At 71.9% G+C, this 22,495-nt stretch carries 26 protein-coding genes; 14 read left to right on the forward strand and 12 right to left on the reverse strand.

The features are described from left to right. The 5 genes from MFF54_RS18190 to MFF54_RS18210 form a co-directional block, all read left to right on the forward strand. The coding region (locus MFF54_RS18190; RefSeq protein ID WP_238304228.1) for a Ros/MucR family transcriptional regulator at positions 1-411 on the forward strand (411 nt) is incomplete at its 5' end. Between the two features lie 107 nt (positions 412-518). Continuing rightward, entirely contained in the window at positions 519-665 is a 147-nt protein-coding gene (locus tag MFF54_RS18195; RefSeq protein WP_238304229.1) for a hypothetical protein, read from the forward strand. 300 nt (positions 666-965) lie between these two features. Further along, complete coding sequence (locus tag MFF54_RS18200) at positions 966-1,376, forward strand: response regulator (protein WP_238304230.1); 411 nt, start codon at positions 966-968, stop codon at positions 1,374-1,376. A 243-nt stretch (positions 1,377-1,619) separates the two neighbouring features. Next, entirely contained in the window at positions 1,620-2,822 is a 1,203-nt protein-coding gene (locus MFF54_RS18205) for a glycosyltransferase family 4 protein (RefSeq protein WP_238304231.1), read from the forward strand. 69 nt (positions 2,823-2,891) lie between these two features. Then, the gene (locus MFF54_RS18210; protein ID WP_238304232.1) at positions 2,892-4,403 is read left to right on the forward strand and encodes an undecaprenyl-phosphate glucose phosphotransferase; all 1,512 of its coding nucleotides are present in this window, start codon (positions 2,892-2,894) and stop codon (positions 4,401-4,403) included. Between the two features lie 87 nt (positions 4,404-4,490). Here the strand turns inward: MFF54_RS18210 and MFF54_RS18215 are convergent, their stop codons facing one another. The 10 genes from MFF54_RS18215 to MFF54_RS18260 form a co-directional block, all read right to left on the reverse strand. Next, complete coding sequence (locus MFF54_RS18215; protein ID WP_238304233.1) at positions 4,491-4,841, reverse strand: hypothetical protein; 351 nt, start codon at positions 4,839-4,841, stop codon at positions 4,491-4,493. A 181-nt stretch (positions 4,842-5,022) separates the two neighbouring features. Continuing rightward, positions 5,023-7,572, reverse strand: a complete 2,550-nt coding sequence (locus MFF54_RS18220; protein WP_370880226.1) for a TonB-dependent receptor — start codon at positions 7,570-7,572, stop codon at positions 5,023-5,025. A 683-nt stretch (positions 7,573-8,255) separates the two neighbouring features. Next, a complete protein-coding gene (locus MFF54_RS18225) occupies positions 8,256-8,882 on the reverse strand; it encodes a hypothetical protein (RefSeq protein WP_238304235.1) in 627 nt (208 codons plus the stop codon). Next, positions 8,879-9,751, reverse strand: coding sequence for a lanthanide ABC transporter permease protein PedC (pedC, locus tag MFF54_RS18230; RefSeq protein ID WP_238304236.1), 873 nt, complete (start codon positions 9,749-9,751; stop codon positions 8,879-8,881). The genes MFF54_RS18225 and pedC overlap by 4 nt, the downstream gene beginning before the upstream one ends. Further along, positions 9,748-10,491, reverse strand: a complete 744-nt coding sequence (gene pedB / locus MFF54_RS18235; protein ID WP_238304237.1) for a lanthanide ABC transporter ATP-binding protein PedB/LutE — start codon at positions 10,489-10,491, stop codon at positions 9,748-9,750. The genes pedC and pedB overlap by 4 nt, the downstream gene beginning before the upstream one ends. Beyond that, positions 10,488-10,730 (reverse strand): hypothetical protein, encoded by a 243-nt coding sequence (locus MFF54_RS18240; RefSeq protein ID WP_238304238.1) that lies wholly within the window; start codon positions 10,728-10,730, stop codon positions 10,488-10,490. The genes pedB and MFF54_RS18240 overlap by 4 nt, the downstream gene beginning before the upstream one ends. Positions 10,731-10,732: 2 nt before the next feature. After that, positions 10,733-11,164 carry a cupredoxin domain-containing protein gene (locus MFF54_RS18245; protein ID WP_238304239.1) on the reverse strand — a complete coding sequence of 144 codons (432 nt, stop codon included), beginning with the start codon at positions 11,162-11,164 and terminating at the stop codon, positions 10,733-10,735. A 19-nt stretch (positions 11,165-11,183) separates the two neighbouring features. Next, positions 11,184-12,173: a YVTN family beta-propeller repeat protein gene (locus MFF54_RS18250; RefSeq protein ID WP_238304240.1), complete on the reverse strand. Its 990-nt coding sequence runs from the start codon at positions 12,171-12,173 to the stop codon at positions 11,184-11,186. Positions 12,174-12,292: 119 nt separating this feature from the next. Continuing rightward, positions 12,293-13,579: a lanthanide ABC transporter ABC transporter substrate-binding protein PedA1 gene (gene pedA1 / locus MFF54_RS18255; RefSeq protein WP_238304241.1), complete on the reverse strand. Its 1,287-nt coding sequence runs from the start codon at positions 13,577-13,579 to the stop codon at positions 12,293-12,295. Positions 13,580-13,649: 70 nt separating this feature from the next. After that, entirely contained in the window at positions 13,650-14,090 is a 441-nt protein-coding gene (locus tag MFF54_RS18260; RefSeq protein WP_238304242.1) for a DUF3291 domain-containing protein, read from the reverse strand. 129 nt (positions 14,091-14,219) lie between these two features. On the opposite strand from MFF54_RS18260, the gene MFF54_RS18265 reads away from it, so the two are divergent. Genes MFF54_RS18265 through MFF54_RS18295 form a run of 7 tightly spaced genes read left to right on the forward strand, consistent with a single transcriptional unit; the run spans position 14,220 to position 19,778 of the window. Then, the gene (locus tag MFF54_RS18265) at positions 14,220-14,780 is read left to right on the forward strand and encodes a DUF3280 domain-containing protein (protein ID WP_370880224.1); all 561 of its coding nucleotides are present in this window, start codon (positions 14,220-14,222) and stop codon (positions 14,778-14,780) included. Next, complete coding sequence (locus MFF54_RS18270) at positions 14,777-15,493, forward strand: (5-formylfuran-3-yl)methyl phosphate synthase (RefSeq protein ID WP_238304243.1); 717 nt, start codon at positions 14,777-14,779, stop codon at positions 15,491-15,493. The genes MFF54_RS18265 and MFF54_RS18270 overlap by 4 nt, the downstream gene beginning before the upstream one ends. Further along, positions 15,490-16,068, forward strand: coding sequence for an amino acid kinase family protein (locus tag MFF54_RS18275; protein WP_238304244.1), 579 nt, complete (start codon positions 15,490-15,492; stop codon positions 16,066-16,068). The genes MFF54_RS18270 and MFF54_RS18275 overlap by 4 nt, the downstream gene beginning before the upstream one ends. Then, positions 16,065-17,624: a DUF6513 domain-containing protein gene (locus MFF54_RS18280; RefSeq protein WP_238304245.1), complete on the forward strand. Its 1,560-nt coding sequence runs from the start codon at positions 16,065-16,067 to the stop codon at positions 17,622-17,624. Before MFF54_RS18275 ends, MFF54_RS18280 begins: the two co-directional genes overlap by 4 nt. A 4-nt stretch (positions 17,625-17,628) precedes the next feature. Continuing rightward, the gene (locus MFF54_RS18285; RefSeq protein WP_238304246.1) at positions 17,629-18,225 is read left to right on the forward strand and encodes a DUF447 domain-containing protein; all 597 of its coding nucleotides are present in this window, start codon (positions 17,629-17,631) and stop codon (positions 18,223-18,225) included. 24 nt (positions 18,226-18,249) lie between these two features. After that, positions 18,250-18,780, forward strand: coding sequence for an SRPBCC family protein (locus tag MFF54_RS18290; protein WP_238304247.1), 531 nt, complete (start codon positions 18,250-18,252; stop codon positions 18,778-18,780). A 56-nt stretch (positions 18,781-18,836) separates the two neighbouring features. Further along, a complete protein-coding gene (locus MFF54_RS18295) occupies positions 18,837-19,778 on the forward strand; it encodes a YVTN family beta-propeller repeat protein (RefSeq protein WP_238304277.1) in 942 nt (313 codons plus the stop codon). A 30-nt stretch (positions 19,779-19,808) separates the two neighbouring features. Here MFF54_RS18295 and MFF54_RS18300 read toward each other — a convergent pair whose 3' ends face one another. Beyond that, positions 19,809-20,009, reverse strand: coding sequence for a hypothetical protein (locus MFF54_RS18300; protein ID WP_238304248.1), 201 nt, complete (start codon positions 20,007-20,009; stop codon positions 19,809-19,811). Next, positions 20,006-21,085: a hydantoinase/oxoprolinase family protein gene (locus tag MFF54_RS18305; RefSeq protein WP_283206294.1), complete on the reverse strand. Its 1,080-nt coding sequence runs from the start codon at positions 21,083-21,085 to the stop codon at positions 20,006-20,008. Before MFF54_RS18305 ends, MFF54_RS18300 begins: the two co-directional genes overlap by 4 nt. A gap of 11 nt (positions 21,086-21,096) precedes the next feature. Between MFF54_RS18305 and MFF54_RS18310 the strand changes: the two genes are divergently transcribed. Together MFF54_RS18310 and leuD are read left to right on the forward strand one after the other, a co-directional pair. Continuing rightward, positions 21,097-21,813 carry a HisA/HisF-related TIM barrel protein gene (locus MFF54_RS18310; RefSeq protein ID WP_238304250.1) on the forward strand — a complete coding sequence of 239 codons (717 nt, stop codon included), beginning with the start codon at positions 21,097-21,099 and terminating at the stop codon, positions 21,811-21,813. A 64-nt stretch (positions 21,814-21,877) separates the two neighbouring features. Next, positions 21,878-22,480, forward strand: coding sequence for a 3-isopropylmalate dehydratase small subunit (leuD, locus tag MFF54_RS18315; RefSeq protein ID WP_238304251.1), 603 nt, complete (start codon positions 21,878-21,880; stop codon positions 22,478-22,480). Positions 22,481-22,495 lie beyond the last annotated feature (15 nt).

The raw sequence follows: 22,495 nt of genomic DNA on the forward strand, positions 1-22,495 counted from the left end.
GACATCGTGTCGGCCTATGTGTCGAACAACTCCGTTCCTGCGGCCGAGCTGGCCGGTCTGATCGCGGGCGTGCACGCGGCCCTGCAACGTCTGACCGGCGCGGGTGCGGCTCCCGCCGAGGCCGAGGCGCCCGTCGAGAAGCCCACTGCCGCCCAGATCCGCAAGTCGCTCACCGACGAGGGCCTGATCAGCTTCATCGACGGCAAGACCTACAAGACCCTCAAGCGCCACCTCACCACCCACGGCCTCGACCCGCGCGCCTACCGCCAGAAGTACGGCCTGCCCGACGATTACCCGATGGTCGCCCCCGCCTACGCCGCCCAGCGCTCCGCGCTGGCCAAGCAGATCGGCCTCGGACGCCCCGGTGCCCTCGCCGAGCGCGAGGCCGGCGGCCGCCGCAAGGCCGCCTGATCGGCTGTCCGGCCCACGCTTGAGGCTTCACATGGGCGGTCGCGGCCGCCCTCCTGCCCGCCCTGCCGCCCCTCGCCGGCAGGGCGCCGCGCGCTACATGATTGCGCATGCCCCGTTGGTTGTTTGTCATTCTCGCCGCCGCCCTCTTCCTGAGCGTGGCCGGCATCGTCCTCACCTTCCTGCGGACCGGCCCGACGGACAATCAACCGTCCGCCAAGCCCTCCGCCGCGGCACCGCGCGGCGCGGCACCCTGACGATCCGGCCTGCTGCCCAGTCCGATCGAAGGGTTCGGTCGGGCTCTCTCCGCGGTCACTCCGGCGCGCATGATGAGCGAGACCGGAACCGAAGGGGCGCGCAGGTTCAGTCCCGAGCTTCGGCGTCCATGGGTTCCGGGTTCCGCCGAGGCGGCCCCGGTTTGAGGGCTCGGGACGGTGCTGGAGGAAGCGGCTTGAGAGGCCCGCCCGGTCGGGACCCGCCGCCGGCCCTTGATCCAGTTTGTTGTTCGCTGTTCCCACACGCTGGCAGCCTGCGGGCTCGCGTATCGGGGCACCTTCATGGGCGATCCTCCCGCACCTCTGGCGGGCCTGCACATTCTTCTGGTCGAGGACGATTACTTGGTCGCCACCGAGGTGGCACGGTGGCTGCGCGCGGCCGGCGCCGACGTGATGGGACCGGTGGCCCGGATCGAGCAGGCCTGCGGCTTGGTCGACCGGCGCAGGCCCGATGCCGCCGTCCTCCAGATCGGGCGCGCAGGCGGGCTCGAGATCGGTCTCGGCGGCGACACGGTCTTTGCCCTGGCGGACCGGCTCGACGTGCTCGGCGTCCCCTACCTGCTCGCGACCGGAGACCGGCGCCTCGACCGCCTGCCGGGCTACAGCGGCAAGCCGCGCATCGAGAAGCCGCTGCAGGAACCCGACCTCGTCACCGGGCTCAAACGCCTGCTCGACGGTGCGCGAGCCGATTGACGCCGCGCGGGACGCCGGCCGGACCCGGCGACGCCTGTCCGGGACCTCGACATCCGCGAAGCGCCCGCCGCGTCGTCCCAGAGGCAGGGCTCCCGGGGATCGGGCGTTCTATGAGATGCTCTTAGTCCGCTATTGACCCTGTCGCTGGAAATCCCGGCGGGCGGCCACCGCGCTTAACCGGGCGCCCATGGCGGGGAGCCAGAGTGCGGCCCAGATCCGTTGCCGTCCGTTGCGGAGAGCGCCGTGTCCCCGACCCCGCCCGATGCCGGCGCACCGCGCCGGATCCTGCACGTCTTCCGCGCCCCGGTCGGCGGCCTGTTCCGGCACGTGGTCGATCTCACGCGCCTTCAGGCGGCCGCGGGTCACGCGGTCGGCCTCGTCTGCGATGCGACCACGGGCGGCGCGCGCGCCGAGCAGATGCTCGATACGCTGGCGCCGATGCTCGCGCTCGGCGTGCTTCGCGTGCCGATGCGGCGCAACCCCGGCCCAGGCGATCTCGCGGCGCTCCGCGCGGTGGCGCGCCGGGCCGAGGCCGTCGGGGCGGACGTGCTGCACGGCCACGGTGCTAAGGGGGGCGCCTATGCCCGCCTCGCCCCCGTCCGCAGAGTGGGATGCGGCCCGATCCGCGCCTATACGCCGCACGGCGGCAGCTACAATTACCGGCCCGGCAGCCCTCTGCACCGGCTCTACATGGGTGTCGAGGGGCTGCTCGCCCGCCGCACCGACGTGTTCCTGTTCGAGAGCGCCTACGTGGCCGGGCGCCACCGGGCCTATGTTGGGCCCGGCCGTACGGTGACCCGCATCGTCCACAACGGCATCGACGAGGCGGAATTCGCGCCGGTGCTGCGGGCGGAGGACCCGTTCGACCTCGTCTACGTCGGCGAGCTGCGCGAGGCCAAGGGCCTGCCGGTGCTGCTCGACGCCCTCGCGGCCCTGCACGCCGCCGGCCGCCCCCTGCGCCTGCTGATGGTGGGCTCCGGCCCGGACGAGGCCGCGCTCGCCGCGCGCGCCGCCGCGCTCGGGCTCGGGACCGCCGTCGCCTTCGAGCCGGCCCAGCCGATCCGCCCCGTGCTGGCCCGCGGCCGGGTGATGGTGGTGCCCTCCTTTGCCGAATCGCTGCCCTACGTCGTGCTGGAGGCGGCGGCCGCCGCCCAGCCCCTCGTCGCCACCGATGTCGGCGGCATCCCGGAGATCTTCGGCGACGCTGCGCGCGACCTCGTTCCGCCGCGGGACGCGGGAGCGCTGGCCGGGGCCGTGGCCCGCCTGCTCGACGCGGAGCCGGCCGTCCGCGACGCCCGATTCCGCGCACTGAGCGAGTCCGTGCGCGCCCGCTTCTCGATGCGCAGCATGGGTGAGAGCGTGCTCTCGGGCTACGAGGCCGGCTTCCGGGCCCGGGCGCGCGCTCCGTTGCCGGCCGCCGGACGGCCCGGCCCGGCCTCCGCTTAAACATTCCGATAGGCCGCTCTGGCAGGATCGGGGGATGACCAGACGGGTGCGGCAGGGGCGAAGCGTCCGATGAGTGCGTTCGATGTCCGCGATATCCTGAAGGCGGCGGGTCCGCCCGGCCAGACGGACGCGCCGCGCGCGCCGCTCGCCGAGACCGCGGCCCCCGTGGCCCCGGGCGCGATCTCGACGGTGGTCGTCGCCGGGCTTGTGCGCATGGCCGAGTTCGGGGCGATCTGTGCGCTGGGCGTCGCCCTGCACGCGGCCCTGCTCGGCGGGGCGGTGCCTTTCGGGGTGCGCTACGCTGGCGCCGTCGTCGGCATCGCCGCGGTCTCGGTCGGCCTGTTCCAGGTCGCGGGTGCCTACCGCATCGCGGCCTTCCGCAACGTCTTCAAGTCGGCCGTCACCCTGTGCGGCGGCTGGGCGCTGAGCTTCCTCGCGATCGCCGCGGTCCTGCTCGTGACGAAGCTCGGCGACAACTACTCGCGGCTCTGGCTCGGCAGCTACTTCGCGGCGGGCCTCCCCCTGCTGCTCCCGGGCCGCATCACCCTCGGCCGGGTGATCCGCGACCAGACCCGCCGGGGGCGCTTCGACCGGCGCACCGCTATCGTCGGCGGCGGCCCCGCGGCCGAGGAACTGATCGCCGCCCTGGAGACCCAGAAGGAGAGCGGTATCCGGGTCGTCGGCGTGTTCGACGACCGGGGCGACGCGCGCTCCGGCGACGTGGTGGCGGGCTACCCGAAGCTCGGCACGGTGAGCGACCTCGTGGCCTATGCCCGCCACACCCGGCTCGACCTCGTCGTCTTCACGATCCCAATCTCGGCCGAGTCGCGCATTCTGCAGATGCTCGCCAAGCTCTGGGTGCTGCCGATCGACATCCGGCTCTCGGCCCATGCCACCAAGCTCCGCCTGCGCCCGCGCAGCTACTCCTATCTCGGCTCGGTGCCGGTGCTCGACGTGTTCGACAAGCCGATTGCCGACTGGGACGTGGTGGTGAAGGCGGTGTTCGACCGCTGCGTCGGCGCGCTGCTGCTCATCGGGCTCGCCCCCGTGATGCTCGGGGTGGCGGCAGCCGTGCGGCTGACCTCGCGCGGGCCTGTCCTGTTTCGGCAGAAGCGGCACGGCTTCAACAACGAGGTCATCGAGGTGCTGAAGTTCCGCTCGATGTACGTCGATCAGTGCGACCCGAGCGCCGTGCGTCAGGTCACCCGGGACGACCCGCGCGTCACCCCGGTCGGCCGCTTCATCCGCAAGACCTCGCTGGACGAGCTGCCCCAGCTCTTCAACGTGCTGAAGGGCGACCTCTCCCTCGTCGGGCCCCGCCCGCACGCGATCGGGGCGCGGGCCGCCAACACGTTCTACGATCAGGTGGTGGACGGCTACTTCGCCCGCCACAAGGTCAAGCCCGGCATCACCGGCTGGGCCCAGATCAACGGCTGGCGCGGCGAGACCGACACGAGCGAGAAGATCCAGCGCCGCGTCGAGCACGACCTCTACTACATCGAGAACTGGTCGGTGCTGTTCGACCTGCAGATCCTGCTGACCACGCCCTTCGCCCTGCTCAAGGCCGAGAACGCCTACTGAGCGGACCCTGAGGGCCGGCATGCGAAAGGGGCCGCCCGGCCTGGCCGGGCGGCCCCTCGTCGTTCGCGGCTGCGCGGAGCGGGTGCGCTACGGCAGGGCGCCGGCCTTCTCCTTGGCCTTCAGGATGGTGTCGCGGCAGGCGTCGGCGTTGCCGGCCTTGTCCTCGGCACGGGCCTTCTCGACGAGCTTGCGCGCCTCGTTCACGCCCGCGGCGGTCGACTTGCTGTTCGGGTCGCTCGGCTTGACGTTCGGCGCCTTGTCGAGGGCCTTGTCCGAGTTCGAGGAGGCAGGGCCGCCCGGCGGCACCGTGCCCGTCACCTGCGCGGCCCCCGCGCTGTCGAGGCGCTTCTCCAGCGTCACGATCTCGTCGGCGCAGGGCGTGGCGAGCGCGGGCGCGGTCATCAGCAGCAGGCCGGCAAGGGCAGGAATCATCCGCATCGGGCGTGTCTCCGTGTCTCGGTTCGGGGTCGTGTTCGCCCGTGGCAATCGACGGTTGCGCAACCCCGTTCCCGAGACCTGAGGCCGCAGGCCCGGAACGGAAAAACCCCGCGGACCGGGCAGGTCCGCTGGGTCGATCCGGGCTGAAGGCGGGCCCTGCGGCCCGCCATCCCGTGTCGCTTCAGTACTTGCGCACCAGCGGCTGCGGCTCGGCCATGGGCACGGGCGCTTCGCCGAAGGTGTAGCGGATGCCGCCGTAGACCGAGAGCGGCTGCCCGAGCGTCGTGGTGCGCGGGTCGTTCACGGGATAGCGGTTCGCGACGAGGCCCGGCTCGAAGAACGTGCCGAAGTTGCTGTAGCGGTTGTTCGTCAGGTTGGTGACGTAGCCGAACACTTCGAGGTTCGGGTTCACGCGGTAGCTCGTGTTGAGGTTCAGCACGTACCACGGCGGCAGCTTGCGGTTCAGGTTCGACTCGTCGCCGCGGTAATAGGCCGACGAGAAGGCCTGCAGCGCCATGCCGACGCGCCAGCGCGGCAGCAACTCGACGTCGAAGCCGACCTTGAACTGATGGTCGGGGATCAGCGGCACCTTGTTGCCCGGCACCACGAAGATCGCGCCCTCGTCCGAGAGCGGGTTGTTCGGCGAGGAGAGCGTGCCGTTGAAGCGGAAGGTGGCGTCGATCAGCGCGTAGTTGGCATAGACCGAGAGCCAGTCGGAAACGTATTCGAGCCCGACCTCGACGCCCTGGCGACGGGTCGCCGGCACGTTCACGAAGTAGCCGCGGGCCGCGTTGCCCGGGGTGGCGAGCGACAGGATGTCGTTGGTCAGGTCGGTGCGGAAGGCGCCGATCTTATAGTTCACCAAGCCGCCGTCGTAGAAGTTCGGCAGCGCGCCGCGGAAGCCCACCTCGTAGGTCTGGCCGGTGACCTGCTTGAGCGGCGGGTCGGCGACGAGCGAGTTCGGGATCAGGCAGGGCCGCAGCGGGTTGGCGCAGGCGAGCTCCAGCGGGGTCGGCGCACGGTTCGACTCCGAGTAGCCGCCGTAGAGCGAGATCGCGTCCGAGAACCGGTAGGTCAGGCCGGCCAGCGGGTTGATCTTGCTGAAGTAGTGCGTCCCCGTCACGTCCGGCGAGAAGCCGGTCTGGTCCTGGCTGGAGATGCGCGCGAAGTTGAGCCGCGCGCCGGCCGTGAGCGACAGGGCGTCGGTCAGGTCGATCGTGTCGGTCGTGTAGAGGCCCATGTAGAGGTTGTTGCCCGTGACCGAGCTCGGCGCGATGCCGAGCGCGCCCGCGGTGCGAATGAAGTCCGTGCCGAGCCCCGGGATGTTGCCGTAGAACGGGTTGTTCGGGTTTGTGGTGACGCTGAGATCCGGGTTGATCACGCCGAGCGTGCTCGACGACTTGTAGCTGTAGTTCGCCACGTCGATCGAGCCGCCGACCACGAAGCTGTTGCCGAAGCCGAAGACCTTGTCGCGGTTGGCCGCCTGGAGCGAGCCGCCGTAGCCGGTGGCCTCCGTCTTGGTGACGTCGAGCGTGCCGTAGGGGACGCCCGCCGTGAACGGGATGCCGTTGGCCCCGGCGCCGCGGCCGAGGATCAGGAACTGGTTGGTGAAGGCGTTGCGGCTCTGGCCCGGGGCCTGCTCGAAGCCGTCATCCTCGTAGCAGAGGCGGCCGCGGAACGAGGAGTTGCGCGAGCAGTTCTCGAAGTCGCCGTCGTTGCCGTCGATGTAGCGCTGGCTGAAGCGGCGGAAATAGGCGTTGCCCGACAGGTCCCAGGTCGGCGAGATGTCGACGCGGCCGGTCATCTGCAGCGTGCCGACCTCCGTCGTCGTGGTCTGTGGGTAGGTGAAGATCGCCCGCGGATCGACGTGCGTGAAGTCGACCGGGGTGGCGGCGGCGGCCCCGAAATAGGTGCGCGCGAGCTGGCCGATGAGGTGGAACTCGGAATCCGGCGTGCGGTAGCCGAGGTCGGCGTAGACGCGGCCGATCGTGCTCGGCGACTGGTAGCGCCAGCCGCGGTCGTTCAGGCCGTCGCCCGCGAAGTAGAAGCTCCACGGTCCGATCATCTTGCCGTACTGGAGCGAGCCGGCGGTGCGCGCGTCCGAGCCGCCGAGCGCGACGATCTCGGTACCCTGCCAAGTGAAGCCGTTCTTCATCTGGATGTTGATCGCGCCGCCGAGCGCGTTCAGGCCGAAGACCGGGTTGCCGGTGACGACGTCGATGCGGTTGATCGCGACCTGCGGGATCAGGTCGAGGTTGACCGTGTCGCCGAAGGCCTCGTTGATGCGCACGCCGTTCTGGTAGACGGCCAGCCCCTGCGGCACGCCGGTGACCGGCGAGGCCTGGAAGCCGCGGTAGTTGATGTCGACGCGGTTGTTGTTCCCCTGGGCGTCCGAGATGTTGAGGCCGGGCACGCGCCGGGCCAGCGTCTCGACGGCGTTGAAGGTCGCGCGGTCGAAGTTCAGGTCGGCAGCGGTCACCGACTCGACCGTGCTCGGGATCTTCCAGAGCGGCTGGGCGCCGCCGCGCAGGCGGGTCGTGGCCGGCGCCTGGGCGACCGGGCCGCCCGGCCCGTCGATCGCCACAACGCTTGGCGCGCCGTTGCCCGCCGACACGCCGACGGGCGTCGTCGCCACGACACTGATCTCACCGAGCGTGACCGCCTGCTGCGCCAGCGCCGCGAACGGCAGCAGCGAGACGGACGCGGCCAGGAAGCCTCTGAGCCCCCGCATGGACATTCCCCAACCCCTCAAGAACCCAGTCAGACCCTCGCCCCTTCTGTGCGGGGCTTAGAATTCGACTGATGCCGGGATCGCGGGAGGACGACAATCGGCCGGGGGGCACGCGGGCGGTGTTTGAGGGGCCGGCCGGTCGGGAATCACCGGCCCGTGATGTTCGCGCAACAGAAATGCCATATCATTTCAGACACTTAGGTCTTTTCGGCAATGGCTCCCGGGAGGATCTGGCAAGTGTTCGTCGTTTCTGCGGGTGTCTCCACAACGGCAGGGTGGGAGCGATCGCGTTCGGGTCGAGGCGTTCCCTATCAGAGAGCCTGGTAGGGCCCCCCGATCCGAGCAGGGAGGATTCGGGTCTGGGCGGGGCGACGCCGGGGCGCGACCGGGACGGTCTCGTCGCTCATCGCAGCTCGCTCCTGGACCGGGCTGCCGGCTTCCCTTCCGTCCCCCACGCCGTCATCCCGGGGCCGCCAAGTTCCCACGGTCGCGGAACCCGGGATCCATGCACACCGAGATGCCAGGGTCGGATTCTGCGGTGTTCATGGATTGCACGTTCCGCGCGCCCCTCCGGATCCGGGCTCGCTCAACGCGCGCCCCGGAACGACGGTGCGGGGACGGACGACGATCCGCTGAATGATGATGGCAGTCGCTCGGGTCTGGGCTGGATCAACCGGACGCCATCAGAGCTTCGCCTGGATCTTGCGGGCGATCTCGCCGAGGCGCTGCTCAAGGAGCGTCGGCACCTCGCAGACATAGGTCAGGGACTGGGAACGCTCCTGGAAGATGCGCCGGTCCCAGGCGAACTTGGTCTCCAGCTCGGACTGCTCCTTGGGCAGCTCCCGCGCGTCGGCGGCCGAGGGCGCGTCCTTGGTCTGGCTGATCTGGTCGGCCTCCTCGCGGATGCGCTCGGCCATGCGGCGCTGCCCCTGGGCGTAGCGGGCGATGCCGTGCATGACCTTGTTGCGCTCGCCGTTGATCACCTCGAACACGCCCGCGTAGACCCGGGTGAGGCCCTGCTCGCGCGCGGCCTTGTCGGCGAGCTTGGTCACATACGCATCGAGCAGGCCGTCGATCTCCTGCAGCTCCGTGCGGCGGGAGGCGATCTTCTGCGCGAGCGCGGCGGCCTCGTTGTCGTTGCCCCACTCGGTCGAGGCGGGCCCGAGATCGGGGCCGGTCCAGAACTGGCCGGGGCTCAAGCTGGCGACCTTGCGCTGCACGCAGGGCCAGTCGGGATCGGTCTTCGGCTGGGCGAGCACCGGGCCGGCGAGAGCCAGCAGGGTGGTGGTGAGAAGCGTGAGGCGGATCATGCGTTGTCTCCGGCCGGGCCGCCGCGCCGGGCCATGATGCCGCGGCCGGGATCGTAGGCGACGACCGCGAGGGTGAAGAAGGCGAGCGTCGTGCCGACGACGACCGCGCAGGCGACAGGCTCGAACTGCCCGTAGAGGGCGAAGCGCACGAGCTGCACCGCGTGGGTGAAGGGGTTGCACTGGCAGATCCAGTACAGGGTCTCGGAGGATTCCCGGATGCGCCAGAGCGGGTATAGCGCCGAGGAGGCGAAGAACATCGGGAAGATCACGAAGTTCATCACGCTGGCGAAGTTCTCGAGCTGCCGGACGAGCGAGGACAGGAACAGGCCGATGGCGCCGAGCATCAGTCCCGAGGCCAGGAAGGCCGGCAGCGCCGCGAGGTAGCCGAGCGGCGGGATGTCGGTCTCCCAGAACCACGCCACCGCGAGGAACGCGTAGGCCTGCACCACCGAGACCGAGACGCCCGCGATCAGCTTGGCGAGCAGCAGCAGCCAGCGCGGATAGGGGCTCGTCAGCAGCACCTTCATCGAGCCGACCTCGCGGTCGTAGACCATCGAGAGCGAGGATTGCATGCCGTTGAAGAGCTGGATCATCACCGCGAGCCCCGGCACCACGTAGACCTCGTAGAGCACGTAGGTCTGGTAGGGCGGCTCGATCGAGACCCCGAGCGTGTTGCGGAACCCCGCCGCGAAGATGAACAGCCAGACGAGCGGGCGCACCATCGCGGAGAAGAACCGCTCCTTCTGGTTGAAGAAGCGCAGGAGCTCCCGGCGGACGATGCCGCCGAGGCAGATCAGGTAGCCGACGGCATCCAGCCGGCCGAGATGGGCCGGCGCGCGGCGGCTCGTGGGGTTCGCGGACGTGCTCACGCGGCCCGCCTCCCCGGCTCGGCGACGAGGCGCCGGAAGGCGTCCTCCAGGCTCTCGGCGCCCTGCCCGATCGTGCCGGCCGTGCCGCGGGCGACGATCCGGCCCCGGTGCAGCACCACCGCGTCGTCCTCCGAAGAGATCTCCTCGAAGATGTGGGTGGCCCAGAGCACCGAGAGCCCCTCCTCCCGCACCAGGGCGCGCACGATGGCGACGATGTCGGCCCGCGATTCGAGGTCGAGACCCACCGTCGGCTCGTCGAGGAGCAGGAGGCTCGGGCGGTGGATCAGCGAGCGGGCGATCTCGATGCGGCGCGACTGGCCGCCCGACAGGGTGCGCACCTTGTCGGCCCGCCGGTCGGCCAAACCGACCCGGTCGAGCAGGACCGCGATCCGCTCGCGCGCGGCCCGGCGGGCGATGCCGTGCAGGCTCGCGTGGTAGGCGAGGTTCTGTTCGACGGTCAGGTCGGTATCGAGGGTGCGGGCCTGGAACACCACGCCGAGCCGGGCGAGCGCCCGCGATGGCTCCCGATCGAGGCCGTGGCCGAAGATCGCGACGCGCCCTTCCTGGTTGTTGTAGAGGCGCGTGATCACCGAGAAGAGCGTGGTCTTGCCGGCGCCGTTCGGGCCGAGCAGCGCCATGAAGCGTCCGCGCGCCACGGCGAGCGACACGTCCGCGAGCGCGGCCCGCGCGCCGAAGCGGTGGCTGACGCTCTCGACCGAGAGGGCCGGCGCCTCGCTCATCGCTTCAGGGCCCGCTCGGCGTCGCCCACCGCGTCGACGCACTCGTCGTACTCCGCCTCGCCCTGCTCGCGCTCGGCGACCCGCAGGGCCTTCTTCAGCTTGGGCAGGACGGATTCGGGCGGCGTCTTGGAGAGCGCGTCCTTGATCATCGCGATGCCGGCCGCGCACGCGGCCTTGTCGTCGGCCTGGGCCGGCGCGCAGAGCAGGATGAGGCAGAGGCAGAGGGGAGCGGCGCGCATCGTCACTTCACCGTAATCGTGCCGGTCATGCCCTTGGCCTCCAGGCCGCGGGCCTCCCACTTGTAGGCCCCCGGCTTGATCGCCACGAACTCGATCGCGATCTCGCCCGGATCGTCGAACTCGAGATGGTCGGGCGGGCCGCCGCCGTGGATCTCCAGGTGGTTGATCACGATCTGGTTGAGCCAGATGTAGCGGAAGAACTCGGGCGCGTAGAATTTGTACTCCTGCCGCCCCTTGGCGACGATGCGCAGACGGTAGGCACGCCCCGCCTCCATCTCGATATCCTTGTTCTCGACCACGAAGTCGTTGCCCTCCTCGTTGCCGAGCACGAGGTCGGGCAGGTTCTCCCGCTTCTTGGTGAGGTCGAGGGCCGAGGCCGGGGCCACGACGAGCGCGGCGAGCCCGATCAGGGCCGCCGGGAGAAGCTTGCGCATCGGCAAAGGTCCCAAACAATCACTGCGGGGAGACGGCCACGCCCCAGGGGAGCAGGCCGACCGGAATGCTCTTGACGACCTTCTCGGCCGCCACGTCGATCACCGAGACGTCGTTCGAGGTGCCGTTCGTCGAGAAGAGCAGCTTCTGGTCCGGCGTGAAGGCGAGCTGCCAGACGCGCTGGCCCACGGGGAGGTACTTCTGCACCTCGTAGGTCCTGGCATCGATCACCGCGACGCGGTTGGCGGGGCCGAGCGCCACGAAGGCCTTCGAGCCGTCCTTCGTGATGCGCACGCCGACCGGCTGGATCGCCTCGTCGTTCACGCTCGGGATCTTGAAGGTGATCTTCTTCACCACGCGCCGGCTCGCCACGTCGATGACGCTGACCGTGCCGCCAACCTCGGCCGAGACCCAGAGGAACTTGCCGTCGGTGGTGAACTCGGCAAACCGCGGCCGCGCATCCACCAGCACATTGTCGATCACCTGGAAGGTCTTGGTGTCGATGAAGTGGGCCATGTTGGTGGTCTCGGAGGTGTTGACCAGGACCTTCCCGTCCGGCGACAGGCCCATCCCCTCCGGCTCCACGCCCACCGGCACCTCGGCCAGCACGCGGTTCTTCTCGATGTCGATGACCGTGACCTGGCTGTCGTCCTCGTTGGCCACGTAGAGCGGGTTGCCGCTGGCATCGAGGATGAACTGCTCGGGGTCGGGGCCGGAGCGCAGCGAGCGCACCACCTTGCCGGTGGCGGCGTCGAGGACGTCGATGCGGTCGTCGTCGCTGGCGCAGACGAAGACCTCCTTGCCGTCCGGGCGGACCGTGATGCCGCGGGGGCGCCGCCCGACCTTCCAGGTCGCCGTCACCGCCATGGTGTCGGTGTCGATGACGCTGACCGTGTTGGCCTTCTCGTTCGAGACGTAGACGGTGTAGGCGGCGGCGCCCTCCGTCAGGCCGATCAGCGCGGCCGATCCCAGCGCGGCAAGTCCCAGCACTGCCGTGACGCAGCGGTCCATCCCGATCCTCCCTGGGCCCGCGATGCGGGCGTTGTTGCGGCAGATTGTAGTGCGTTTCCCGCCGGTTGCGAGGGCGCGGGCCGGGGCGGCGCCCGGCGCGCATCGCCGCATCCTGTGGATCACTTGAGTTTGCAGGCCGTCTCGGGGAGGTCGATCCCCAGCGTGTCGAGCGGCGTGCGCTGGTGCAGGAAGCCCTGCTCAGGCGCGACCGAGACCAGCATCTTCGGCTGCACCACAATCAGGGGCTGGCGCAGCTGCCGGTCCCAGGGGCGGAAGCTCAGGGACACGCCCTTGTAGGCCGGGACGTTGAAGTCCGGATCGATGAGGAAGGGCGCGAGCGCGGCCGGATCGGTGGTCTTCCGCACGGTCGCGGCGTTGCCCACGATCCGCACCGAGGTCCAGACCTGATAGTCGAGCGGGCGCATCAGCCGCCCCGCGAGGCGGCGGAAGCGGTTCTGCGCCTGGGCGGCGCCCCAGGTCTCCAGCACCGGCGACCACGTGGTGGCGACGAGCCCCTGCGTGCCGCCGACGGGACGCGGATCGACCGTGCGGTAGGGCACGTAGTCGCCCCAGTCCCCCGCCTCGTCGGCGACGATCGCCATGTCGTAGTCGAGCCCACGGGTGAACACCATCGCCTCGGCCCGGGTCGGCGTGTCGCCGCGCGCCTTGGCGAGCGGCCCGAAGGTCCAGGGCTTCTCGGCGCTGATCTTCAGGCCGAACTTGCGGGCCGAGTTCTTCAGCGCCTCGGCGTAGAGCCGGTCGGCCTCGTTCGGGCCGACGATCAGGAACAGCTTCCGCCAGCGCATCAGGGTCAGGTACTGCGCCAGCGCGTCGGTCTGCATCGCCCGCGAGGGCACGACGTGGAACAGGTTCTTCCGGCAATCGGCCCCGCGCAGGCGGTCGTCGGGGGCGGCGGCGTTGAAGATCACCGCGTCCGTGTCCTTCAGCGCGTCGGCCACCGCCAGCACCTCGTCGGCCGGCAGCGCCAGGACGATGTAGGGGGTGCCCTTCGCCACCAGCGCCCGGGCGGTCTCGACGGCGCCGGGGCCGCCCTCGGTCAGCGGCGCCTCGTCGAGCGCGTAGCTCTGCTTCGTGAAGCGCCCTGTGGTGTTGTTGTCGGCGATCCCCATGCGGGCGCCCGCGACGCCCTCGTCCTCCGGCGCGGCCTCCGCGTCGTAGGAGGAGGGCTGGGGCTGGACCCGGTAGATCAGGCCGATCCGCGTCTCGGACGGCGTCGGCGCCGCGGGCGGGGCTGCGGAATCCTGCTGGGCCGCGGGCGCTTGCTGGGCCGCGGGCGCTTGCTGGGCCGCTTGCGCGCCGGCGGGGGGCGCGGCGGCGCCGGTGAGCGCCAGGGCCAGGATGAAGGATCGTGCAGGTGCGGGCATGCGGCCGGCAGGTAACAGCATAAGCCCCGCCTACTCAACGGCCTTCGGCCGGGATCCGGCCCGCGCGGGCCCGCGCCGCCCGATTTCCCGCTCACATCCGCGCGGGCGGGGGCTTCGGGGCGAGCGGCGCGGAGGCCGAGAGACGCGGCGGCCGGTAGCTCAGGGTGTCGTGGCGCGCGCTCGGATGGCGCACCCGGGTGGCGCGGCCCTCGTCGCGCATCCGCTTGTCCGCCTCGGCCCAGCCCGGCAGGTCCGCCGCGTCCCAGTGCACGGTGCTGGCCTCGTCGCACCAGTGCGAGAGGCGCGGCATCGCGGCCCGGTGGGCACCGGCGCCCATGTAGGTCCGCATGCTCTCCGGCGCGTCCCAGGCCGTGAGCGTCCAGAAGGTCCAGTCCCGATCGCGCAGGATCGCCCCGCCCCGGAAGCCCGGCGCCGACCGCACCTGCCGGGCCGTGCGGATCGCGTGGAGCGCGAAGGCCGGCAGGAAGCGGAGCGCCCGGATGCGCAGGCGCGTGACGCTGACAAAGGGCATCGTGGATCCTTCTCCGGCCGATCGGTGCGGCGACGATGCCGGAGGCGCCGGGGATTGCCAAACCGTCCCTGCGCGCGATCCTTGGGGAACGCGCCGGTCCGTCACGAGCGCGACCCAGGGAGACCGACCATGCCCTTCGCGGTGCCTTCGAGCCCCTCGCGCGCGTGCCTCGCCGGCCTCGCGGCGCTCGCCGTCCTCGCCGGCGCGTTGTCCGCCGGGATGGCCGGCCCGGCGCAGGCGGACCCCACGAAGGCCGCCATCTTCCCCATCGAGCTGCTCGATCCGGGCGTGGTCGGCGGGCGCCGGGCGCGGCCCGACGAGACCCGCAAGCTCGCCCTCGTCACCGACGAGCTGAAGGGGGCGCTCGCCAAGCAGGGTGGCCTCGAGCCGGTGGATACCGCGCCCCAGGCGGCCGAGATCGCCAAGCAGGGTCCCTTCTACAAATGCGAGGATTGCGCGGCCCCCATCGCCAAGACGCTGGGTGCGGAGCTGGCCGTGACCGGCTATGTGGAGAAGGGGTCGAACCAGATCTTCAACCTGTACGTCCGCATCCTGGACGCCGCCAGCGGCAAGCCGGTGCGGGCCGGACAGGTGGTGATCCGGGCCGATACCGATGATACCTGGGCGCACGCGATGCGTTGGGTGGTGAAGAACCGCCTGCTCGCCGAGCCCCTGCCCGGAAGATCGTGACCGTTCTGACGCCCCTGCCCGAAGCCGCCCCGCCCCGCCTCCTCGTCAGCGTCCGCGACGTCGCCGAGGCCGAACTCGCCTGCGCGGCGGGGGCCGACCTGGTCGACGCCAAGGACCCGGCGCGCGGCGCGCTCGGCGCGCTGCCGGTCGCGACCGTCCGGGCGCTGGTGGAGCGCCTCGCCGGCCGCGCGGTGACCAGCGCGGTGGCGGGCGAGCCCGCGCCCGGGGACATGGCGTCCGCCGTGCGGGCGATGGCGGCCACCGGCGTCGACTACGTCAAGGTCGCGCTCCCGCCCGGCTGCCCCCCTGCCCCGCTCTCGGCCGCCGCCGCCGCCGCCCCCGGCCGGCTGATCGCGGTGCTGTTCGCCGAGGACGCGCCCGATGCGGGCCTCGTCCCGGCGCTCGCCGCCGCGGGCTTTGCCGGCGCGATGATCGACACCGCCGGCAAGGACGGCCGGCGCCTCACCGACCTGCTCGACCCCGCCCGCCTCGCCGCCTTCACGGCGGCGGCCCGGGCGCACGGGCTGCTCTCCGGCCTCGCCGGCTCGCTCCGGATCTCCGACATCGCGGGCCTCGCCCGGCACGCGCCGGGCTATCTCGGCTTCCGCGGCGGCCTCTGCCGCGACGGCGACCGGCGCCGCGAACTCGACCCCCGCGCGGTCGCCGAGGCCGTGCGCACCGTGAGCGCCCTGCCCGCCCGGGAGGCCGCGTGAGCGGGGCGCTCACCGTGGTGAAGCTCGGCGGCAGCCTGCTGGCCGACCCCGAGCGCCTGCGCGCCCGGCTGCGGCGGCTCGCCTCGGGCGCGGACGGCGCCTGCCTGATCGTGCCGGGCGGCGGCCCCTTCGCGGACGCGGTGCGGACGGCGCAGGGCGCGCTCGGCTTCGACGACGCCCTAGCCCACCGCCTCGCCCTCGACGCGATGGGGCGGATGGCCGAGGTTTTCTTAAGCTTGGAGCCGAGCCTGGCACGGTGCGCGATGTCCCTCCCTCCCCCCTCTGCGGGAGGAGGGAATGCCGCGCGGGTGTGGGATCCTTCGAGCCTTCGCGCCGGCCACCCCGACATCCCCGAGACCTGGGACGTCACCTCGGACAGCCTCGCGCTCTGGCTCGCTCGGCAGGTCGGTGCCGCCGCCTGCATCCTCGTGAAGTCCTCGGCCGCCCCGCCCGGCACCGGCCCGGCGGAATGGGCCGGCCTCGGCCTCGTTGACGCGGCTTTCCCGGCCTTCGCGGCGCGCTACAGGGGCACCATCCGCATCGAAGGACCGGCGCAGGGCCGGGTCGCCGCGTGAGCCAGCCCGAACATCTCGTCTTCATCACCGGCAAGCTCGCCCGCGCGCGCCTGGAGAAGGTCGCCGCCGCCCTGCCGGCCGAGCGCTTCGCCTGGAGCATCGCCGATTCCGGCGTGAAGGTCGCGGCGCTGATGACCGAGGAGATCATCCGCCGCCGCGTCACCCTGCCGGAGGGCGCCACCCGGGTGATCCTGCCCGGCCGCTGCCGCGCCAACCCCGAGGCGCTGGCCGCCCATTTCGGCGTGCCGGTGGAGCGCGGGCCGGACGAGATCGTGGACCTGCCGGCCCATCTCGGGCTCGCCGGCCGCACCGTCGACCTGTCCCGCCACGACCTGCGCATCTTCGCCGAGATCGTGGACGCCTCGAAGATGACGCCCGAGGCGATCCTGGCCAAGGGCCTCGACCTCGCCCGCCGCGGCGCCGACGTGATCGATCTCGGCGGCCTGCCCGACACGCCCTTCCCGCACCTGGAGGACACGGTCCGGCTGATGAAGGCGGCGGGGCTGCGGGTCAGCGTCGATTCCTTCTCGCTCGATGAGCTGACCCGGGGGGCCAAGGCCGGCGCGGACTACCTGCTCAGCCTCAACGAGGAGACGCTCGGCCTCGCCTTCGAGACCGGCGCGGTGCCGGTGCTGGTGCCGATGCGGCCCGACGACCTGCCCTCCCTCGACCGCGCCATCGCGCGCATGGAGCGCGCGGGCCTGCCCTACATGGCCGATCCGATCTTGGAGCCGATCCATTTCGGCTTCGTGGATTCCATCGCGCGCTACCGCGACGTGCGGGCGCGCTGGCCGGAAGCCGAGATGATGATGGGCACCGGCAACCTCACGGAGCTGACCGAGGCCGACAGCCTCGGCGTCACGGCGCTGCTCGCGGGAATGTGCTCGGAACTCGCCATCCGCAACGTGCTGATCGTGCAGGTCTCCAACCACACCCGCCGCACCGTGGAGGAGCACGACGCCGCCCGGCGCGTCATGTACGCCGCCAAGGCCGACGCGGCGTTGCCCAAGGGCTACGGACGGGCACTTCTGGCACTTCACGACAAGCGCCCCTTCGTGCAGACCCCCGACGAGATCGCGGCCCTTGCCGCCGAGGTCCGCGACCCGAACTATCGCATCGCGGTCGCCGAGGACGGTATCCACGTCTACAACCGCGACATCCACAAGGTCGGCACCGACGCGATGGCCTTCTTCCCGGATCTCAACGTGGCGAGCGACGGCGCGCACGCCTTCTATCTCGGGAACGAGCTGGCCAAGGCCGAGACCGCTTGGCGGCTGGGCAAGCGCTACGTGCAGGACGAGCCCCTGGTCTGGGGCGCGGCCGCCGACGCCGAGGCCGAGGACACCACCGCCTTCAAGAAGGCCGGCCACACCAAGCATTCGGGCCCCGGCGGGCCGCCCCCCGGCACCCGCGACGCGCGGATCCCGGCCGAGGCCGACGCGGAGCCGCCCGAGACCGTCGGCGCGGAGGAAGCCCGCGCCGAGGCGAATGTCGCCGCGACGCCGCGTCCCGGAAGAGCGCGGCTCGTCTGCGGCAAGCTGGTGGCCGAGGACTGAGACCGTGCCGCTGATCCTTGAGACCGTCGTCACCACCCTGTCGCCCGAGGGCGAGCTGCACCTCGTGCCGTTCGGGCTGATCCGCGAGGGCGACGCCTGGATCCTCGCCCCCTTCCGGCCCTCGCCGACGATCCGGAACCTGGAGGCCAACCCGCATTTCGCCGCCTCGAGCCCGCGCGACGTCCGGGTGATCGCGGGCGCGGTCACGGGCCGGCGCGACTGGCCGGTGGTCGCGTGCGAGGCGATTCCGGGCAAGCGCCTCGCCGACAGCTTCGGCCACGCCGAGTTCGCGGTGGACTCGGTCGAGGACGACGCGACCCGGCCGCGCTTCCGCGGGCGCCTGATCCGGTCGAGCGCCCACGAGCCCTTCATCGGCTACAACCGGGCGCAAGCCGCCGTGCTGGAGGCCGCGATCCTCTCGACGCGGCTGCACATGCTGACCCCGGAGAAGATCCTGACGGAGATGGCCTATCTCGCCATCGCGATATCCAAGACGGCCGGGCCGCGCGAGCGCGAGGCCTGGGACTGGATCGAGGACAAGGTCGCGCAGGCCCTCGGCCGCAGCGAGCGGGTTCTCGCAAACCCCGGCGCCGCACCCTAGACGGCGCCCGAAGGAGAGACGTCCATGAAGTTCATGAGGCTCGCGGCCGTGGCGGCGCTCGCCACGGTGTCGTTTACCGCGCAGGCCCACGGGCCCACGCGCCAGAAGGTCTCGGAGAGCGTCGAGATCAACGCGCCCGCCGACAAGGTCTGGGCGGTGGTCGGCAACTTCCAGGACGGCAGCTGGATTCCGGTGGTCGAGAAGACCGAGGGCACGGGCGGCAACGAGCCGAAGGCCACCCGCACGCTGACGCTGAAGGGCGGCGCCACGGTGCAGGAGGAGCTCTCCAAGTACGACGCCGAGAAGAAGAGCCTGATGTACCGGATCGACAAGGTCGACGTGAAGACCCTGCCGGTGAACGACTACTCGTCCTGGATCGAGCTGGATCCTCAGGGCGACAAGACCAAGGTGACGTGGCGCGGCGCCTTCTACCGCGGCTACATGAACAACGATCCGCCGCCGGACCTCAACGACGAGGCCGCCAAGAAGGCCGTCCAGGGCCTCTACCGCGCCGGCCTCGACAACCTGAAGGCCAAGGTCGAGAAGGGCTCGTGACGCCGGACGGACGCGCGCGTCCCGCGGGAGGCCGGCCTCGGGTCGGTCTCCTCGCGCTGCCGCGCGGGCTCGCCGCCTTCCTTCTCCTCGCCGCCCTCCCGCCCTCCGCCCGCGCGGCCGAGGCCCTGGTGACCGTCCAGGGCGACAACGCCGTCGAGGTGGTCGATCTCGACGCCGCCAAGGTGGTGCGGCGCATCCCGGTCTCCGGCTCGCCCGCCGGCATCGCGCTCTCGCCCGACCGGAGCGTGGCCTACGTCACCCGCCCCGACCTGCCGGGGCTCGCGGTGATCGACCTGAAGACCGACACGGTCGTGCAGGATCTCAAGCTTCCGGGCGGCCCGCTCGGCATCGGCGTCGATCCGCGCGCCGGCACCGTCTACGTCGCCGATTGGTACGCCGCCCGCGTGCTGGTGCTGCGACCCGAGGGCGGCCGCCTCGTCGCGGACGGGGAGATCGCCGTCGGCAAGTCGCCCTCCGGCCTCGCCGTGACGCCGGACGGCACGACCCTGCTGGTCGCCAACCGCGAGGCCGACAGCGTCTCGGTGGTCGACATCGCGGCGCGCCGGGAGGTCGCCCGGGTGCCCGTGGGCCACCACCCGTTCGGCCTGACCCTCGATGCCGAGGGTCAGCGCGCCTACACCGCCAACGTCACGGGCGACGACGTCTCGGTCATCGACGTGCCCGCGCGGCGCGAGATCGGCCGGGTGAAGACGGGCGAGCGGCCCTACGTGGTGGCGCTGGCCGGCGGGCGCGGCTTCGTCACCGACCAGTACGCCAACAGCGTCACGGCCTTCGACCTCGCGACGCTCGAGCCGCTCCGGGCGATCGACGTCGGCGACCATCCGGAGGGCATCGGGGCGGACCGGGAGGGCCGCTTCCTCTACGTCGCGAACTGGGGCTCGAACACGCTCGGCGTCATCGACGCGCGGACGCTGACGGTCGTGCGCGAGATCCCGACCGGCGACGGCCCGCGCGCCTTCGGGGATTTCTTGCGATAGGGTCCGCCCGTCCCGGGGCGGGCAGCCCGCTCAGGCGGCTTCCGGCGGCTCGTCCGGGTCGGGCGCGCCGGAGGAGTTCAAGATATCCTCCAGCTCGTCCACCAGCATGTCGATCTGCTCGTGGGTGGCGAGCACCTTCACCACCTCCCCGCCCTCCGTGGCGAGCGCCAGCTCGATATGCGGCCCGACCCGGCTCGTCAGGACGCGGGCGAGGATCTTCACGGCGCTCATGCGGGTCTCCCGGATGCGGCTTCAAGAGGGTCGTCGGCGGCGATGAGGCCCACGGCCACCGCGGGGCCGCAGGTCGAGGCCCAGGCGGGCTCGCCCGCGATGCGCGCCGCCAGGATCCCGGTGAAGGGGATGGCGGGGCGCCCGAGCCGGGCGGCGAGGCGTTCGGCCAGGAAGGCGCCGGCCCCGCAGGTGACCAGGGGCGCGTCGGCCGGCAGGTCGGTCCGCGACAGCAGCGTGGCGGCCGCGTCGTGGAGCTGGCGCAGCTGCGCCTCGGCGAAGTGCCGGGCGAGCGCGGCCCATTCGGCGGCGCTCCCCTCCTGGCGGTCGCGGCCGATCATCCGGGCGAGCCGCGTCTCGCTCTCGGCCACCGACTTGCCCTTGAGATCGCCGGTATGCTGCTGGTCGGCTCCCTCGGCCAGGTCGCCGGTGATGCGGTGGACGTCGCCCGCATGCGCGAAGGTCTCGGCCATCAGCCGGGTGCGCCGCCCGCGGAACGGCGCGTGGTCGGCGAGCGCCAGCAGCGGCGTGCGCACCACGCCTGTGTAGACGAGCTCTCCCGTCTCCAGGCGCTCGGCGTCGCTGTAGCCCGCGCTCTCCGGCGCACCGTCCACGATCGGAATCAGGTCGGCGGTGGTCGAGCCGATATCGACGAGGAGCGCGTGGCGCAGATGGCGCCCGACGAGCGCCGCGGTGGCGTGCCAGTTCGCCGAGGCGATGTCGGCAGCGCGGCCCTCCGCCCGCTCGGGCGCAATGAGGCCGGCGCGGCCCGCGTAGATCCGCACGCGGCCCGCGAGGTTCGCCGCCGCCCAGCCCGCGAGCTGCGCCACGCCGTCCGTGCGGTCGGCGAAGCAGTCGGTCAGCTCGCCCGTCATGGTGACGGCGTGCAGGGCCTCTCCGCGGGCCCAGTCGGGCAGTTCGGCCAGCGTCTTGTCGAGGGCCGGCAGCCCGCGCCAGAGCGGGCAGGCCGCCTGCACCACGTCGCGCACGACGCCGCCCTCGACGAGGGCCGCCTTGACGTGCACCCCCCCGAGATCCCACCCGATTCGTCTGTGACTGGATGTCGGTGCTGCGGACAAGGGGCGTCTCGATGGCGGAGCGAGTGGACGGTTTCGCGGTGATCCCGGTGCTCGACCTGCGCCGCGGGCAGGTGGTCCGGGCGCGCCGGGGCGAGCGCGACTCCTATGCCCCGATCGAGACGCCCTTGGCAAAGGGCTCGGCTCCCGGCGCGGTCGCCGCCGGCATCCTGGCGGCCTTCCCCGCTCCTCTGCTCTACGTGGCCGACCTCGACGCGATCATCGACGGCGCCCAGCCCGACCGCGCCGCCCTGGAGGCGATCGCGCGGGCGTGCCCCGGCACGACGCTCTGGGTCGATGCCGGCTTCTGCGAGCGTGCGGCGACCGAGGCCTTCGCCGAGGCCGGGCTCGGGCGCCCGGTGATCGGCAGCGAGAGCCAGCGCGACGGCGATCTGGTGCGGGCGCTGGGCGACCGGGCGGTGCTCTCCCTCGACAGCCGGGGCGACGAGCGGCTCGGGCCGGCCGTGCTCCACGCGGACGCCGACCTCTGGCCCCGCGACGTGATCGTGATGACGCTGGCCCGCGTCGGCGCCGATGCGGGCCCGGATCTCGACGGCCTCCGGGCGGCGCGCCGCCGGGCGCCCCGGGCCCGCATCCACGCGGCGGGCGGCGTGCGGGGCCCCGACGACCTCGCCGCGCTCGCGCAGGCGGGCGCGGCCGGCGCCCTCGTGGCGACCGCGCTCCACGACGGCCGCCTGCGCCCGGAGCATGGGAAGGCCTGGGCCGGATAAACTTCCGGGCCGGGGCCGCCGCTGCTATATCCGCCCGCGAACCCGAACGACGGCGCGAAGACCCATGGACAAGTTCACCACCCTGGAGGGCGTCGCGGCGCCCATGCGGATCATCAACATCGACACCGACCGCATCATCCCGAAGCAGTATCTCAAGACGATCAAGCGGACCGGCCTCGGCAAGGGCCTGTTCTCGGAGATGCGCTACAACGAGGACGGCTCGGACAACCCGGACTTCGTCCTCAACCGGCCGGCCTACCGCAACGCCAAGATCCTGGTGGTGGGCGACAATTTCGGCTGCGGCTCCTCGCGCGAGCACGCCCCCTGGGCGCTGGCCGATTTCGGCATCCGCTGCGTGATCTCCACGAGCTTCGCCGACATCTTCTTCAACAACTGCGCCAAGAACGGCATCCTGGCGATCGTGGTGGCGCCGGAGGATCTGGAGAAGCTGTTCGAGGATGCCGAGCGGGGCCAGAACGCCACCCTCACCGTCGACCTCGAGGCGCAGACCATCCGGGGCCCCGACGGCGGCACGCTCCACTTCGACATCGACCCGGCCCGCAAGCACAACCTGCTGAACGGCCTCGACGAGATCGGCCTGACGCTGGAGCGGGCGCCCGCCATCGACGCCTACGAGGCCAAGCTCGCGGAGCGCGGCTGGGCCTGAGCGGAGGCCCGGCGC

The sequence above is a fragment of the Methylobacterium gregans genome, assembly GCF_022179245.1.
GTDB classification, from domain to species: Bacteria; Pseudomonadota; Alphaproteobacteria; order Rhizobiales; family Beijerinckiaceae; genus Methylobacterium; species Methylobacterium gregans.

Bases quoted from the DNA above. Each gene is read 5' to 3' on its own strand.
- MFF54_RS18195 (WP_238304229.1), top strand. From the start codon at position 519: ATGCCCCGTTGGTTGTTTGTCATTCTCGCCGCCGCCCTCTTCCTGAGC.
- MFF54_RS18200 (WP_238304230.1), top strand. From the start codon at position 966: ATGGGCGATCCTCCCGCACCTCTGGCGGGCCTGCACATTCTTCTGGTC.
- MFF54_RS18210 (WP_238304232.1), top strand. From the start codon at position 2,892: ATGAGTGCGTTCGATGTCCGCGATATCCTGAAGGCGGCGGGTCCGCCC.
- MFF54_RS18215 (WP_238304233.1), bottom strand. From the start codon at position 4,841: ATGCGGATGATTCCTGCCCTTGCCGGCCTGCTGCTGATGACCGCGCCC.
- MFF54_RS18220 (WP_370880226.1), bottom strand. From the start codon at position 7,572: ATGCGGGGGCTCAGAGGCTTCCTGGCCGCGTCCGTCTCGCTGCTGCCG.
- MFF54_RS18225 (WP_238304235.1), bottom strand. From the start codon at position 8,882: ATGATCCGCCTCACGCTTCTCACCACCACCCTGCTGGCTCTCGCCGGC.
- pedB (WP_238304237.1), bottom strand. From the start codon at position 10,491: ATGAGCGAGGCGCCGGCCCTCTCGGTCGAGAGCGTCAGCCACCGCTTC.
- MFF54_RS18240 (WP_238304238.1), bottom strand. From the start codon at position 10,730: ATGCGCGCCGCTCCCCTCTGCCTCTGCCTCATCCTGCTCTGCGCGCCG.
- MFF54_RS18245 (WP_238304239.1), bottom strand. From the start codon at position 11,164: ATGCGCAAGCTTCTCCCGGCGGCCCTGATCGGGCTCGCCGCGCTCGTC.
- MFF54_RS18250 (WP_238304240.1), bottom strand. From the start codon at position 12,173: ATGGACCGCTGCGTCACGGCAGTGCTGGGACTTGCCGCGCTGGGATCG.
- pedA1 (WP_238304241.1), bottom strand. From the start codon at position 13,579: ATGCTGTTACCTGCCGGCCGCATGCCCGCACCTGCACGATCCTTCATC.
- MFF54_RS18260 (WP_238304242.1), bottom strand. From the start codon at position 14,090: ATGCCCTTTGTCAGCGTCACGCGCCTGCGCATCCGGGCGCTCCGCTTC.
- MFF54_RS18265 (WP_370880224.1), top strand. From the start codon at position 14,220: ATGCCCTTCGCGGTGCCTTCGAGCCCCTCGCGCGCGTGCCTCGCCGGC.
- MFF54_RS18290 (WP_238304247.1), top strand. From the start codon at position 18,250: ATGAAGTTCATGAGGCTCGCGGCCGTGGCGGCGCTCGCCACGGTGTCG.
- MFF54_RS18300 (WP_238304248.1), bottom strand. From the start codon at position 20,009: ATGAGCGCCGTGAAGATCCTCGCCCGCGTCCTGACGAGCCGGGTCGGG.
- MFF54_RS18310 (WP_238304250.1), top strand. From the start codon at position 21,097: ATGGCGGAGCGAGTGGACGGTTTCGCGGTGATCCCGGTGCTCGACCTG.
- leuD (WP_238304251.1), top strand. From the start codon at position 21,878: ATGGACAAGTTCACCACCCTGGAGGGCGTCGCGGCGCCCATGCGGATC.